The following is a 15,345-nucleotide window of genomic DNA, read 5'->3' as shown; positions in this document are numbered from 1 at the left end:
TTGGATCTTGCGACCTTCCCGGCTTCGTTTCCCTTAGGTGTCTCCCTAAGCGGCTGCAAATATACAACTGTTTTTTAACCTGGCAACTTATTTCGAAAAAAAATATTCTTTCTTTTTTTCCCAGACCAACCAACATATAAATGAACCTTTTCCGACTCCCGATTCAGAACTCGTCTTCCTCGCTAGCGGGGTGCAAATCTACAACCTATTTTCTAATGAACAAGACTTTTTTGCAAAATAAATACAAGGTTTTTTACAACGCACCATACCCGCCTGATTCAACGGGGGTTAGAAAACAAGGAAAGCAACACATTGCTTCAATTTTAATCATCTGAATTCAAATAACATTTAAAGACCTTATGTTTTACATAGCTTTTTTGATCAAGAAAAGAAATTCCACACCAAACCAAAACGTATAACAAAGTCCCGATAAGGGTAATTTGGTGCAGCATAATAATCATATCCAGAAAACGAAGCGTTAAAATGTTCTGCCTTTAAATAAATTCTAGTCTGTTGTATTCTTGCATTAATAAAGAAATCTAACAAAGGGTAGCCACCCAACTCTTCTTTATTTTGAACATAAAATTCACCCAGTACAGGGTTATACCCATTCATATTATAAGCAGTAAAGTATTTAAAGGTTACACCCGTCTGTAAAAACATTGCTTTCTTAAAAACATCAGAAGAAAAATACAATGTGTTTCTAGTTACCAGTTGCGGAACATTGAGTACTTGAGAATCTTGAGTCACATCTTGATACATGACCGTATTATTCAACGCAAACATTCCAACTTTGAATTCTTTTTGATATTTCACTTTTAGATGAGATACCGTATTACCCTCTTGCAACGGTTTTATAAATGCATTATCCAACCCATCGGCAATCACCTCTTCTGATACAGGGGCAAAATATGTATAGTTATCTAAATTACTATACTTCACCATTAAGTGTCCCCAAGTTTTGGACAACAACTCACCTTTTAAACTACTTGCTCTTTCCTTTTCAAAAACATTACTATTATCCCAGTTATAATTAAAATATTCACTTTGATACAATAAGTAGTTAAAATTGGGCAACCTAGTAGAATTGTGCAGGGCGAACCTCACCTTATTATTATCATTAATATTATAGGATGCGGAGGCATTGAATACATTACCCGCCAACTCACCTGAAAGATTATATTTTAAATCCGCATTAAAATCAAAACCACCTATTCGTTTCTCATACTTTCCCACCAGTCCAAACTCAGTTCCGTTCAATCTATTGGGTATTACCGTTCCATCTGCTTCAATAAGCCTACTATTGAAATAATAATCGTAATTATACATATTAACACCGCCTGTTAGCCTACCCAACGTCTTGTTGTAAAATTCTATATTAACTTCGTTATAAAATGTCTTCAAAATTGCCTTATCATCTATAGCACTTAAAATTGCATCACCAAATAATGTATCATTCGATGTTTCTATAAACTGATAATACTTGGTCTCATAATCAAAACTATGTCCTATGGATAATGCCGTTTTTTCAAACCGGGTAGAATCTAACTGTTTTCTCACCAATTTATATTGATGGTCTAAGTAATATCTTTTACCTAATATCTTATTTTCAGCATCATCTAACAAAACATCTACCCTTGGTCTATTTATAAAATCCTCATCGCCAGATTCAAATTGCTCTTCTTTTTCTGCCAAGCCTCCATTTTCTTCAGACGAAATATTCTGTGCAGCTATGTGCGCTCTTAACGAATATCTACCGTTTTTAGATAAATAATTTGTAGTAGTTATGAAATTACCTGATTCTATTTGAGTATCATTATACTTACCAAGCGAACGAAAGCCTATATAACCAATAGAAAAATTTAATCTTCTAGAGGTATTGAAAGTCAAATTTGCGTCTAGTAATTGACCTTCTTCCAAAGTTGTTTTAAAAAACAACTCGGTCATTGGGGTGGCTACATTATAATAATTAATTTGTTCTTTCTCTAGGTATTTACGGTCTTTTGCTAGTGCCCCAAGATTTGGATAGCTCCCTACCCTTTCAAAATCAACCCCAAGTTCGTTATAGGCTTGCCCAATGTTGGAAAAAGACATTAACTCAAAGTCATCTTCACGCAAGTAGTTATACTTATATTCCTTTTGAATAGTCAAAGTTGTATCTAAAAAGGTAGTATCTCTTTCAAAAGAAATTATTTTATAATCTTCTATAGTTAAAGTTATAGAATCATTTTTAAGCTTGTCTTTTGGATTTATTGGCTTTGTTTTCTTTACCAATGAAAGCGAATCGCCTTTTTTCTGTGGTTTTCCAATTACATCTTGTCCAAAAACAATTGACGTTGTAAAACACAATAAAACTAAAATTATATATTTCATGAAGCAATGTTACCCTTGCAAAGTTAATTTTTTTGTTGCTAAGTAAATGTGAAAGTTTAAGGGAGTTTGTTACGTTATCTACAAAGGATAAACAAATAAATATTAAAATTTAACTGATCACTCTATTATTAAAAGAAATATTTTTCTGATTTTTATAAAAAAATGTTAATGAAAGTTCTACTTTTTAATATAATAGTACTTTTTGCTATTATAAATGTTAGTGCGCAATTCAATGAAAATGCGCCATGGATGAAAGATTTAAAAACCAATCAGCAAACATCCAAATCTTCTTCCCCAACAAATTCATTGTACGAAATTTCGAATGCATTCAATAACTATTGGAGCGATAAGGATTATACAAAAAAGGGAAGCGGGTTTAAACCATACAAAAGGTGGGAAAATTATTGGACCCACTATATAGACAAAAATGGCAACCTTCCCACTTCTAAACAATTATGGGAGTCATGGAAACGCAAACATGAAAGTACCGGCAAAGCAGCGAACCCTATTGCCAGCTGGAATTCCATAGGTCCCTTTACACATGATACTTATTCTGGCGCATTAAATGGGCAAGGTAGAGTAAACGCAATTACCGTAGACCCTAACAATGAAAACATCTGGTACGTAGGTGCGCCCGCAGGCGGAATTTGGAAATCAATAGATGGTGGTTCTTCATGGGTGAATTTATTTGATGATTTTCCTCAAATAGGAGTCTCCGGTATTGCAGTAGACCCAAACAATTCTCAAATCATCTATATTGCTACAGGTGATGATGATGCTGCTGATTCATATAGTGTAGGTGTTTTTAAATCTACTGATGGAGGGAATAGTTGGAATGAAACGGGACTAAACCCAAGTAATTCTAATATTAACTTATTAATGAGCGAAATTACCATAGACCCAACTAACTCGAATATTATTTGGGTAAGTACCAGTTCAGGTCTTCAAAAATCAACAGATGGAGGAGCAACTTGGTCCGTAAAAAGAAGCGGTAACATTCAAGATTTCAAATTAAAACCCAATGACCCCAACACCATATATGCAGTATCTTCAAATACTTTTTTCAAATCTACAGATGGGGGAGAGAATTTTGTTGAGATCACAAATGGCATTCCTTCAAGTTCAGGTAGACTTGCAATAGGAGTTAGTGGAGCAAACCCATCTGGAGTATATGTTTTACGAGCACTAACAGGAGGTAATAGCTTTGCCTTTGGTGGATTGTACCAATCACTTGACAGTGGAGAGTCTTTTACGAGGACAGCTAGCGAACAAGATATTTTTGAATCTAACCAAGCTTGGTTCGATCTTGCCATTGAGGTGTCACCATCAAATTTCAACGAAGTTTATACGGGTTGTCTAAATGTTTGGAAAAGCACCAATGGAGGCGATACTTTCATTAGAATCAATAGATGGAACGTTACCGATCAAGGATATACCCACGCTGATATACATACCATTAAAATTTTCAACAACAAACTATATGTTGGTAGTGATGGGGGTATTTATATGTCTGAAAACGGAGGAAGTTCTTTTACCGATTACACCGCTGGCATCAGTATTAGTCAATTTTATAGAATTTCTGTAGCAAAAAATGATGCAGGCAAAATAACAGGAGGCCTACAGGACAATGCAGGTTTTATACGAAACCAAGAACAATGGCATGTTTTCACCGGTGGTGATGGAATGGATTATGAAATTGACCCTAATAATAGTAGTTTAGTTTATGGATTTGTCCAGTTTGGAGGAAGCCTATTCATCTCTTCAGATTCCGGGCAATCTGTTGGGGTAGTCGCTGCACCTACAGATACAAATGGCAACACTATACAAGGAAATTGGATTACTCCGTTGGCTGTTGCCTCAGATGGTTCTGTTTATGCCGGTTTTGATGCTTTATACAAATTAGAAAACAACCAATGGAGCAAAATATCATCTTCAATTGGCACAGGCAATATTGACGATCTTGAAGTTGACCCTAATAATCCTGAAACAATATTTGCCGCTGAAAGTAATATACTATATAGAAGTAGAAATGGCGGTGCCACTTTTAGCCTCATAAAAGTAATGGATTCCGAAATCTCAGATATGGCCATTAACTCAAATGATAGTAATATTATTTATCTTACTACATCTGACAGAGTGGGTATCGCCCAAAATGAACAACCTTCAGAAAGAGGAGTTTTTAAGGTTACTATTGGCGAATCAGAAACAATTTCAGAAAACATCACCTTCGATATTCCAACCGATCAAGCATTTTTCTCAATAGCTCACCAAGGCAGACATACCGAAAATCCAATTTACGTAGGTACAAGCTTAGGTGTTTACAGATTAGACGACACCCTTTCAGAATGGGAAGAATACTTTACCAACTTGCCAAGTGTTGCTATAAGTGATCTAGAAGTCAATTTAGATGGAGAAAAAATTATTGCTTCAACATACGGTAGAGGTGTCTGGGAATCTACAATACCAATTCAAATACCCGACAATGAAGTAAGATTAGTATCTATTACCCCAAACTCAAACGAAGTGCTTTGCGACTCCTTTACCCCAACGGCAACTGTAGAAAACCAAGGACTTAATACCATTACCCAAATTGATATCACCTATACTATTAACAATAATCCAGAACAAACATTTACTTGGACAGGAAATCTATTAAGTAACGCTACTGAAACTATTGCTTTACCAATTGAAACCTCGACCAATTTTGGCAATTCCAACATATCCATAACAGCGACCATTACTAATGACAGCTACAGCGACAACAATACTCTTGAGAATAGATTTTTTCTTAATGTACCAGGGTCCGGTGGTGAAGTTAACACGTTTGAAATCGAAGAGGAATCCCTAATTACTTACAATGATGGAAATTCTGAAGTGGTTTGGCAGAGAGGAGTACCTGCAGGGTCAAAACTAAATACCGCCACGTCTGGAACAAATGTTTACGGCACCAATTTAAGTGGCGATCACCCCAATAGTACAAAAGCTATTTTATTGAGCAATTGCTATGACATGACCTCTATAATAGCCCCTGTCCTAAAATTTAATATGGCTTATGACCTAGAATTAAATTTTGACATAGTCTATGTTGAGTATTCCATTGACGGAGGTATCAACTGGGATATTTTAGGCAATATCGACAGTCAACCTAACTGGTATAATAGCAACAGAACAAATGCTTTATCAGAAGAAGCCGATGATTGTCAAAACTGTCCTGGAGCTCAATGGACCGGTGAAAATACAGAAATGACCGAATATGCCTATGATTTCAATTTAAACGCAGCCAATGGCGAAACCAACCTTACGGGTGAAAGTAACGTGGTTTTTAGAATTGTTTTTCAATCTGATCCAGCGGTCACCCAAGAAGGTGTGATTATAGACGATTTAGTTGTTGATGGCTTACCTGACGATGACGATGACGATGATGACGGAATTTTAGATAGTAATGATAATTGTCCTTTAATTGCAAACGCAGACCAACTAGATACCGATAATGATGGTATTGGTGACGTCTGTGACACCGATGACGACAACGATGGAATTTTAGATGTTGATGACAATTGCCCATTAATTGCAAACCCAGATCAAGAAGATGACGACTTTGACGGCATTGGTAATCCATGCGATAATGATAGTGATAATGATGGAGTACCTAATGATATTGACCAATGCAATGACACACCCAATGGAACAGTTGTAAATACTACTGGTTGTGAGGTTTTCTCTTTACCGAACACAAATTTTCAAATTCAAACTATAGGTAGCTCATGTAACGCTAGTAACAATGGTAGCATTGTGATAACCACTGCCAACAATACCTACACATATAATGCTGTACTAACCGGCACCGATACTTCAATAAGCGAAAGCTTTACTGATGAAAGTTCATTTTCCAACTTATCTGCCGGTAGTTATCAATTATGTGTAACCGTAGAAGGACAAACTGATTATGAAATTTGCTATGACCTAATTATTTCTGAACCTGAGTCGTTGTCGGTGTCAGCCAAAATCAACTCATTGAGTAATGAAGTTACACTTAGCTTAGCAGGTGGTGAATTATATACAATATTTTTAAATGAAAAGATGTACACTACTACAGCTAAAGAGATAACTTTACCATTAGATACTAACAGCACAGAACTATTAGTAAAAACAGATCTAGATTGTCAAGGTGTTTATACTGAAAATATTCTTCTAAATGATGAATTCTTTATTTACCCAAACCCAATTGAAGGAGGTGATTTAACCATATATTTAGGTGCAAATTCTACAACAGAAGCTACTATTTCCCTTTATAAATTAAATGGGTCAAGTATATTTTCGAAAAAAATGAAACCTATCAATAACGAAATTAAAATAAGCGTTAACAATTTAGCCACAGGTGTATATATGTTAAATGTTACAAATGGCAATACGCTTTCTAATTATAAAATTATAAGAAAATGAGAATACTAAAATATATAACTTTCATGTTTTTGTTCGGATCACTTTTGCTTTCATGTGGTGGTGGCTCGGACAACGAAACGCCTATAGAACCTGTTGCACCGGTTGTAGTAGACCCAAGTGCGGCATCCCTTATATTTCCCGAAGACAATACAGAATGTAATGAAGGAGTCATAAATGCGAACGATGACACTAGAAGCACGGTAAATTTTCAATGGTCAGCCTCTGAAAATACCGATTCATACGAAGTTAAAATTAAAAATCTAGAATCGGGAAGTGTTACAACGGCAACATCTACAACAAACCAAGTTGATGTGTTGATCAATAGGGGAACACCGTATGAATGGTATGTAATTTCACTTGCCAGTGGAACAACTTCCACCGCAACCAGCGATACCTGGTCATTTTACAACCAGGGACAAGGTATAGAAAATTATGCTCCATTTCCGGCAATTGCGATTACCCCACAAAGAGGTGCCACTATAACCGATACAAGTTCAACCGTTACACTTGAATGGTCTACATCTGATGTTGATGATGATATTGTTTCCTATGAGATATTGTTTGATACTGTTAATGAGCCTACAACCTCATTAGGGAGCACCACGAACACTACGATAAACGCTTCTATTTCAACAGGCAATACTTACTATTGGAGAGTAATTACAAAAGACTCATTTGACAATACTTCAAACTCAGAATTATTTGAGTTTCGTGTGGAATAAATAAAAAAGCCAAAGATGTTTATCTTTGGCTTTTTTATTTAATTTTTGAAATGCTTTTACAAAGAATTAAAGTAATTCAGAAATGCTATTACATCTTGTTCTTTTCTAAGATTTAATTTCTTTTCTTTAACATATAACTTCATTTCATTTTTCTTACTCCCTGTAAAATCTAAAATATTATTTTTTGTTAAGCGTACTTTAACTGCGTGATTTTCAGAATCCTTATTTCTGTTGTCTAATATATAATAAGAACTATTCCATACATATGTTGGTGGAGAATATTTCTCATAAGAGGTACTAGGAGTACGCGCCTGCTTTAATAAGGCTTCAGGTTTAAACAACAATTTTAAAGGTCCCTCATTCAACTCTGTGAAATAGCTAGTTTTAATAGATTTATCATTATCTACATAAGTATAAATACGATATAACTTGCCGTCTATCTCAACTTTAATATATGCTCTTTTAAGTAGTGAGTAATAGGAATCCTTAGATAAATTATCTAAAATTTCTACTTCATTTCTGTAGGCATTATATCTCATTTTACCTACTTCCTCGACTTTTTCGTTTACGATTACTTCACCGTGTACAAATTCTTCATTTAGATACGGACTTCCTTTCGCCTTACTAGGCTCTATTTCCGTACTGCTAGTAACAAAATTAACTATTCCTTCTTCAGGAACAGGAGAATAAGCATTTTGTCCATTTACGTTGTTGATCACAAAAGTGGCAATGAAAATTACCGTTAAAATTTTATTCATTTTATGCATTGATTTTGGGACAATTTAATTGTTTATTATGAATTGCCGTGTTTATAAACTGTTATTAAAAACTTAAAATATATAGTTTTATAACAAATTAATATAGGACCATTCTACTGCTAATTTTACAGGCTAAGGCATATCACTGTTTAAAAAAGAAATAGCAGAGCTATCAAGATTATAGTGATAAGATCTCCAATAGAAACCAGTACCCTCAAACTCCCAAACTACCTCTTTTTCATTAGTTACTTCAATAACACCCATAGAACCAGAAGTTATCAATGTATTGCCATTATCTAAACGAATGGCTCCTGAAACTCTAGCTGAATATAGATTATCTCTAGTGTATTGCCATACCGTTTCCGGTTCATTGTTTTCATTAGGAATTAAATTCAATTCCGCAGGTAAGCTAAATTCATAAACTATAGATTGTTTAGTGTCCCCATTTCCATTAGCATATACTAAAATATTACCAGCACCCGGTAAACCATCTTGTAAAATATTGGGAAAATGATTATTGTAAAACAATCGTTCACCACTCTCATTATTATAAGCACTAGGATTTCCAAAACGATAAACTAAATCACCTCCTTTACCATAATTACCACCAGAATCAACTGTGGCTTCCTCTGCTGTTGTGCTATGATCAATAACCCAAACCTCACTAAAATAGTTTACACTTAAATAAATTAAATCTTTATTACTGTCATAACTTAATCCGTTAGCATGCATTATATCTCCATCTGGTCCTGTTTCTTCTCTTAAAACATCTATAAAGTTGATATTGATTTTTTCAGGGTTATCTGCTACAATACCAAAATACGGTTTAGAACTATCTGTATCCTGAATGATATGGTCCCAAGAATCCCACTTCCAAACAATTTCATTTGTAGTTGGGTTTATTTCTATAATAGATTCTGTATACACTTTATCCTCTTCACCAAGGTAACCTATGGCGTTAAGTTCATCGGGAAGTCTTAAATCCCACACTAAGGCCAATACATTTCCATTAGGCAACATTTCCACATCATGATGAATAATATGCTCTTCATTTGCCAAAACATACTCCCAATCAATTGAACTATCAGGATTTATTAGCTGAATAATGCCCCCAAAACCTCCAAAGCTAAAATCTGGACTTTCTACACCCAATGAAGCTAACAATCTACCGTCTGATAATAATTCCACATCATTACCCAATCCAAATTCCAATTGCCATTCATGAATAATTTGAGCAGAATCTTTTGCCATTAAATACACCCGATCGTCAGTAGCTTCATTAAATAAAACATATCCTTCCTTGGACAAAGAATTATCATACAATAACACATTACCTGTTTCCCCTTCTAGAGGATAAACCGTTTGAACAGGATCATCTGATTCTGACTCCTCTTCTACAACTTCTTCTTCCATTTCTTCGATATTATTAACAGTTTCATCATCTGAAGAACATGAAATACTATTTAACAAAAGGCAACTTAATACACTAATAAATAATTTATGTTTCATAACAAGTTATAATTGGTTATATATTCTGTCGTACTATTAGTCTAAACTTTAATATAAGGTAAAAAAAAATCAGGCTAAATTGCTTCAGCCTGATTTCATAAATATTATAATGATGTATTTATATCATTATGGATTTAAACAAAAGTTCAAATCTTACTTACAATAATCTATTGTAAGTAAACCTGCATCTGCACTTTCATAACCTCCAGCAACTTCGCCACTTGGAGATATAATTTCAAATCCAATTTCACCATACTGGTCTCCTGGAAAGAACCACTCTGCAGATGTAGTACCCTCTGGTATTGTAATGGTAGCTGTTCCTTCTAATCCATTATTAGGTGTGCACTCGCCCTCTGTTAAAAAAGTACCAACTTCTTCATCATAAGGAGAGCAAAGACCAACTTCGAATACAGTGCCGTCATCTAAAGTAACTGTTAGACCAGCACCTCCATTACCCGTACTAGTCTGCCAACCGTCTCCAAAAGAGTCAGTCATATTAATAACCCAATCACCAGGAGTAATTGGACATTCTCTAAAAAACTCCAGTTCTAACGGTGTATCTGTCAACACAAGATCATTACTAGGATCAGAAACATCTACTAAATTAAGTACTAGATTTGCTCTTCCCAAGGCTGGTAAAGCATCAAAATTACTGGTAATAGTAAGTGTAGTTTGGAAAGCACCAGCCGGAATCGTCAAACCGCTAATTGTATATTGATCTGATGTTGCTGTTGATGACGGATCAACCTCCAAGGAAATAGTTCTATCACTGTCCGCTTTAGTAGTAACAAATACGTCTACCATTATTGATGCTCCTTCCGCAGGGGTTGGCACCAAAATAGATTCTTCTGAAAAGTTGGCGAAGGTTTGACCATTTTCACTATCAAATACTATATTCTCTTCTTCACAAGAAACAAAAGCAAATAGTACCGCTATTATTAAAATATATTTTTTCATAATTATACTAGTTTTTAATATCCAGGATTCTGAACCATGTTTTGATTAGCATTGATTTCCGCTATTGGAATAGGCAACTGAAATCTAAAATTGTCAGCATCAATTGTTGGAAAATCTGGAGGAGTTCCAGAACCATCAATTATATCTCCCATAGTAGAACGAACAACAGGCTCACTGCGACGCTTTAAATCAAAAAATCTATGACCTTCAAAAGACAATTCAACTCTTCTTTCAAATTGAATGGCATCTTCTAAATCTTGACCTGATTCACCACCATCATATGATACGTATCTTAAATCTCTAAGTTCGTTCAATGTAGATAATGCATCTTGACCTAATTCATATTGCGCTTCCGCTTTATTCAATAATACTTCAGCAGCTCTAATAACTTTTACATCTACACGACCATTAACTTCACCTGTTTCGCCAAGAAACTTATTAATAGCGTTGTATTGATTACCACCATTTTCCCCGATATAAGAAATTACACCCAAGCGTTGATCATCTTCATCAATACTATTATAAAAATCAAAATCAAAAGCATACTCTAGAACATCGGCAGTAGATGTAGTTTGGCTATATAATACCCCTACATTATTTCCATTACTCTCCGAAGTAGTATTAATAGCCAATTTGATCACTATACCTGCTTCATTAGCATCTGTGTAAAGCCCTTCTAATTCTTCAGCTGTAGCAAGTGGAACACTTACTTCATTTGCTGCATCAATAACCTTTTGGTATTCGCCATTATAAAGATAAACCCTAGAAAGTAACGCGTAAACACCTTCTTTATTCAGTTTACCTTCTCCATTATCATCCCCAATTAATTGACTAGCTCTTTCCAAATCACCAATGATTTCAGCGTAATTACTCGCAACAGTTTCTCTAGCAGGCTCTGCAAAAGGATCCTCTGTATCACCATCTTCAACTTTAAGGTAAACAACACCTAAAGAAGCGTTAGCATCTGCAGATTGTGTTGGTATTTTACCATAAACCCTAACCAAATCAAAATGAGCCCATGCTCTTATAGCCAAAGCTTGACCTAAAATGTTATCCTTATCTGCACCATCACCAAGGTTATCAATCTGAGCAATTACCAAATTGGCAACATTTACAGCTTCATAAGCTTCACTCCAATATAAATCTATTGCACCACCTGTACTTGCAACATATCTATAATTGTAATAATCTTGATTAGAACGTCTACCTGTTTGTGCAATAATTACATTATCAGAAAGTATGTCCGGTATACCTTGTAAACCCGAACCAGTACTTGAATAATAATTCCACAATTGTCTATAAGCACCGTCTACACCATTTTGGAATGCTGAAACACTATTAAAGAATGTTTCAGGATTACCTTCTACGAAAGGCTGTAAATCATTCAACTCGTCATCGCACGACATAAAGAATCCGAACGAAAACAAAAGAACTAATATTTTTATATTATTTTTCATTTCTAACTTTTTTTTTGTTTTTAAAATCCTACTTCAACACCAAAAGTATAAGACCTTGTGTTTGGATAGCTAAATAGGTTAAATGATCCTGGCACGAAACCAGTATCTCCAGGCTCTCCTGATTCCGCAGAACCTAAACCTACCTCTGGATCCCCATTAAAATCAGTGATCGTGAATAAATTCTGTCCTGACACGAAAAATCTTAAAGAGTTTAGACCAATACCGTCAATCATATCTCTAGGCATGTTGTAATCAAGAGTTACTGTACGTAATCTTAAGTAATCTCCTTTTTCCAAGAATCTTGTTGAAGTTTGATCAGCAGTACTTTGATATAAAGGACTAGGCAATACATCAGTATCTCCCGGTTGTTTCCAATAGTTAAATGCCTCAACTCTTTGGTTAGCATCAATATTTTGTATAGCAATACCCTCTGAGCGTTGGAAGTTATAGATGTAGTTTCCACCTTTATAAACGAAATCACCTCTAAGGCCAAATCCTTTATAAGAAAATGCAGTGTAGAAACCACCTTCAAAATCCGCTATAGGAGATTTTCCTTCCTGAATTTGTTGAAAACCGGCACTAAATTCCTCAGTAATATTCCCATCTAAATCATAGTATAAAGGCGCACCATTTGCTGGGTTTACACCAGCGTACTCTACTGCATAATAAGAATTGATTTCCTCTCCTACACGTAAAATATTATCTCCAAATGTACCTGTTATGATATCTTCACCATCTACCAATTCAATAACCTCATTATCAATAAAGGTTATGTTACCACCTAAAGTCCATTTAAAGTTCTGAGTTCTGATAACATCTCCACTTAGAGAAACCTCAATACCCGAGTTTTGCAACTCACCAATATTTGAGAAAATAGAATTATTTTCATCACCTACAGTATAAGAAATTGGACGATCCAATAATAAATCTTGAGAGTTCTTTTTAAAGTAATCAACTACACCATTTAATCTGTTGTTAAATAAACCGAATTCAACACCTACATCAAAAATAGCTTGAGACTCCCACTGAATTTGAGGGTTACCCACACCTACCGGCAAAGCAGTTGTTTGACCATTATACGTATTTGCAAAATCCAACAAGTTTAAGTATTGGAAATCACCAATGTTTTGGTTACCAGAAGTACCGTAAGATGCTCTTAATTTCAACGTATTGAAAATAGAGTTTTCCATAAAGCTTTCATTTGCAATGTTCCAAGCCGCACTACCACTGTAGAAATAACCGTATTTATTATCTGGACCAAATCTAGAAGAACCATCACGTCTTACTGAACCAGAAACAATATATCTACCATCATAATCATAATCCACAAACAAACCTTGAGAAAATAAAATTCTTCTAGATTCATTTGAACCTACAGAAGTTGCCTCTGCAGCCACATTTAAATATGGAATATCTGGAGAAGGAAAACCTCTACCTGAAGCAAACATACTTGTAGCAATATTCTCATTATATTCCAATAGGAAACTAGCAGAAAGATTATGAAGACCATTAAATGTATCCGAATAGGTAAATACGTTATTTACATTATATTCGAAATCGACATTTAAATTATCTGTTTGAGTTCCTGGAAAAGCAGCAGAACCTACAATTGAATTTAAGACACCACCTGCTATAGAACGAGATGTTCTATTATATCTATTGCTAATTAAACCAACACTAAAATTATTGGAGAATTTCTCTCCAAACGTCATGCCCGCGCTTAAGTTACCTATCAACAATAAGTTTCTTGTATCTTCAGGCTCTGTCTGCAATGCCAATGCAATTGGAAAACCTGACCTTGTAGGGTTATAAACATTATCACCTTGAGCATCAGTAACTATTGAACCATCATCATTAGTTAAAAATAATGGGTCATATGGGTTATAATCATACATAGCTCTAAAAGGGTTCTGTACGTTGTTTCTATCCCTTGGCAAATCTGTAGTACTACGAGAAACCGAAACGTTAGCCCCAATATTCAACCAATCTTTTGCTTGGTAATTTGTATTTAAACGAGCAGATACTCTTTCAAAACCATCAATATTTTCAATGATACCAGAGTTCTTATCATATCCTAATGATAAATAATAAGTTAACTTTTCATCACCACCAGAAACAGAAAGATTGTTTGATTGGATAACAGAATTCTTGAGCAATGCTTCTTGCCAGTCTGTATCCAAAGATGTTAGTCTTGCCAACTCCTCAGGAGTTGCATTAGCTCCAGGCATACTAGATGCAGCACTAACCCCTAAAGCAGCGTATTGACGCTCCAACTCTAATTTTTGAGATGCATTCATCAAATCAAAATTATTAGGGATCATTTCACCAAAACCATAAGAAGAAGAGAACTTAACTCTTGCGTCACCTGCTTTACCTTTTTTAGTGGTAATCAAAACAACACCATTAGCACCACGAGAACCATACTTAGAAACGGTAGCCGCATCTTTCAAAATTGAGAATGTCTCAATATCACTAGGATTCAAGTTACTAATTGGATTGAAATCTCTTTCTGTGTCAATCGGAATAGGCACACCATCAATTACATATAAAGGAGTAGTTTGCGCGTTGATCGACCCTACACCTCTAATTTGTACGAATGCGGTATTACCTGGTCTACCGTTAGCAGCTGTAACCTGCACACCTGCGGCTTGACCTTGTAAAATGTTATCAATACTAGTAGAAGGAACAAAAGCCTCTATCTTTTCAGTAGATACAGTAGAGATCGCCGATGTAGATAATTCTTTTGACCTAGAACCATAACCTACAACAACAACTTCTTCCAATGCCTCAGCATCTTCTTCCAATTGTACATTAATGGTATTGGAAGCTCCAACACTCATCGTCACTGTTTTTTGACCTAAATAAGAAAATCTTAATTTTTCGCCTTGATTTACGTTAATGGCATAGTTACCATCAAAATCTGTTTGAGATCCGTTCGTTGTACCAACAACTACAACAGACACTCCCGGTAAAGGCAAACCGCTTTGATCGGTTACAACACCGGTCACTGTTTTTTCCTGTGCAAAGGAAAATGTCATGAAGAACACCAATAAAGGCGTCAACATCCACGTCAACTTCTGTTTCATAAAATTTGTTTTTGAATTAGCTTGCGCCAAAAGTCCAAAA

Annotated in this window: 8 protein-coding genes; 2 read left to right on the top strand and 6 right to left on the bottom strand. The window is 35.2% G+C overall.

What is annotated here, in order from left to right; genetic code table 11:
* Positions 1 to 381: 381 nt before the first annotated feature.
* Positions 382 to 2,373 (bottom strand): putative porin, encoded by a 1,992-nt coding sequence (locus VBZ51_RS18895; protein ID WP_416577962.1) that lies wholly within the window; start codon positions 2,371 to 2,373, stop codon positions 382 to 384.
* 168 nt (positions 2,374 to 2,541) lie between these two features.
* Here VBZ51_RS18895 and VBZ51_RS18890 point away from each other — a divergent pair, with 168 nt between their 5' ends.
* Both VBZ51_RS18890 and VBZ51_RS18885 read left to right on the top strand, forming a co-directional pair.
* A complete protein-coding gene (locus VBZ51_RS18890) occupies positions 2,542 to 6,816 on the top strand; it encodes a thrombospondin type 3 repeat-containing protein (RefSeq protein WP_416577961.1) in 4,275 nt (1,424 codons plus the stop codon).
* Entirely contained in the window at positions 6,813 to 7,538 is a 726-nt protein-coding gene (locus VBZ51_RS18885; RefSeq protein ID WP_416577960.1) for a hypothetical protein, read from the top strand. The genes VBZ51_RS18890 and VBZ51_RS18885 overlap by 4 nt, the downstream gene beginning before the upstream one ends.
* A gap of 56 nt (positions 7,539 to 7,594) precedes the next feature.
* Here VBZ51_RS18885 and VBZ51_RS18880 read toward each other — a convergent pair whose 3' ends face one another.
* The 5 genes from VBZ51_RS18880 to VBZ51_RS18860 form a co-directional block, all read right to left on the bottom strand.
* On the bottom strand, positions 7,595 to 8,296 hold the full coding sequence (locus VBZ51_RS18880; protein WP_091601940.1) for a hypothetical protein: 702 nt from the start codon (positions 8,294 to 8,296) through the stop codon (positions 7,595 to 7,597).
* Between the two features lie 132 nt (positions 8,297 to 8,428).
* The gene (locus tag VBZ51_RS18875) at positions 8,429 to 9,805 is read right to left on the bottom strand and encodes an aryl-sulfate sulfotransferase (RefSeq protein ID WP_416577959.1); all 1,377 of its coding nucleotides are present in this window, start codon (positions 9,803 to 9,805) and stop codon (positions 8,429 to 8,431) included.
* A gap of 153 nt (positions 9,806 to 9,958) precedes the next feature.
* Positions 9,959 to 10,762 carry a hypothetical protein gene (locus VBZ51_RS18870; RefSeq protein ID WP_416577958.1) on the bottom strand — a complete coding sequence of 268 codons (804 nt, stop codon included), beginning with the start codon at positions 10,760 to 10,762 and terminating at the stop codon, positions 9,959 to 9,961.
* Between the two features lie 14 nt (positions 10,763 to 10,776).
* Positions 10,777 to 12,219: a RagB/SusD family nutrient uptake outer membrane protein gene (locus VBZ51_RS18865; RefSeq protein WP_416577957.1), complete on the bottom strand. Its 1,443-nt coding sequence runs from the start codon at positions 12,217 to 12,219 to the stop codon at positions 10,777 to 10,779.
* A gap of 20 nt (positions 12,220 to 12,239) precedes the next feature.
* The gene (locus VBZ51_RS18860; protein ID WP_416577956.1) at positions 12,240 to 15,305 is read right to left on the bottom strand and encodes a SusC/RagA family TonB-linked outer membrane protein; all 3,066 of its coding nucleotides are present in this window, start codon (positions 15,303 to 15,305) and stop codon (positions 12,240 to 12,242) included.
* Positions 15,306 to 15,345: the final 40 nt, after the last annotated feature.

Source organism: Maribacter sp. HS (assembly GCF_048059195.1).
Taxonomy (GTDB): domain Bacteria; phylum Bacteroidota; class Bacteroidia; order Flavobacteriales; family Flavobacteriaceae; genus Maribacter; species Maribacter dokdonensis.
The sequence above is the reverse complement of the archived record's forward strand: the minus strand, read 5'-3'. Positions and strand labels throughout refer to the sequence as shown.

Excerpts from the sequence above, each read along its gene's own strand:
- VBZ51_RS18865 (WP_416577957.1), bottom strand. The coding sequence starts at position 12,219 with ATGAAAAATAATATAAAAATATTAGTTCTTTTGTTTTCGTTCGGATTC.
- VBZ51_RS18890 (WP_416577961.1), top strand. The coding sequence starts at position 2,542 with ATGAAAGTTCTACTTTTTAATATAATAGTACTTTTTGCTATTATAAAT.
- VBZ51_RS18870 (WP_416577958.1), bottom strand. The coding sequence starts at position 10,762 with ATGAAAAAATATATTTTAATAATAGCGGTACTATTTGCTTTTGTTTCT.
- VBZ51_RS18885 (WP_416577960.1), top strand. The coding sequence starts at position 6,813 with ATGAGAATACTAAAATATATAACTTTCATGTTTTTGTTCGGATCACTT.
- VBZ51_RS18895 (WP_416577962.1), bottom strand. The coding sequence starts at position 2,373 with ATGAAATATATAATTTTAGTTTTATTGTGTTTTACAACGTCAATTGTT.
- VBZ51_RS18860 (WP_416577956.1), bottom strand. The coding sequence starts at position 15,305 with ATGAAACAGAAGTTGACGTGGATGTTGACGCCTTTATTGGTGTTCTTC.
- VBZ51_RS18880 (WP_091601940.1), bottom strand. The coding sequence starts at position 8,296 with ATGAATAAAATTTTAACGGTAATTTTCATTGCCACTTTTGTGATCAAC.
- VBZ51_RS18875 (WP_416577959.1), bottom strand. The coding sequence starts at position 9,805 with ATGAAACATAAATTATTTATTAGTGTATTAAGTTGCCTTTTGTTAAAT.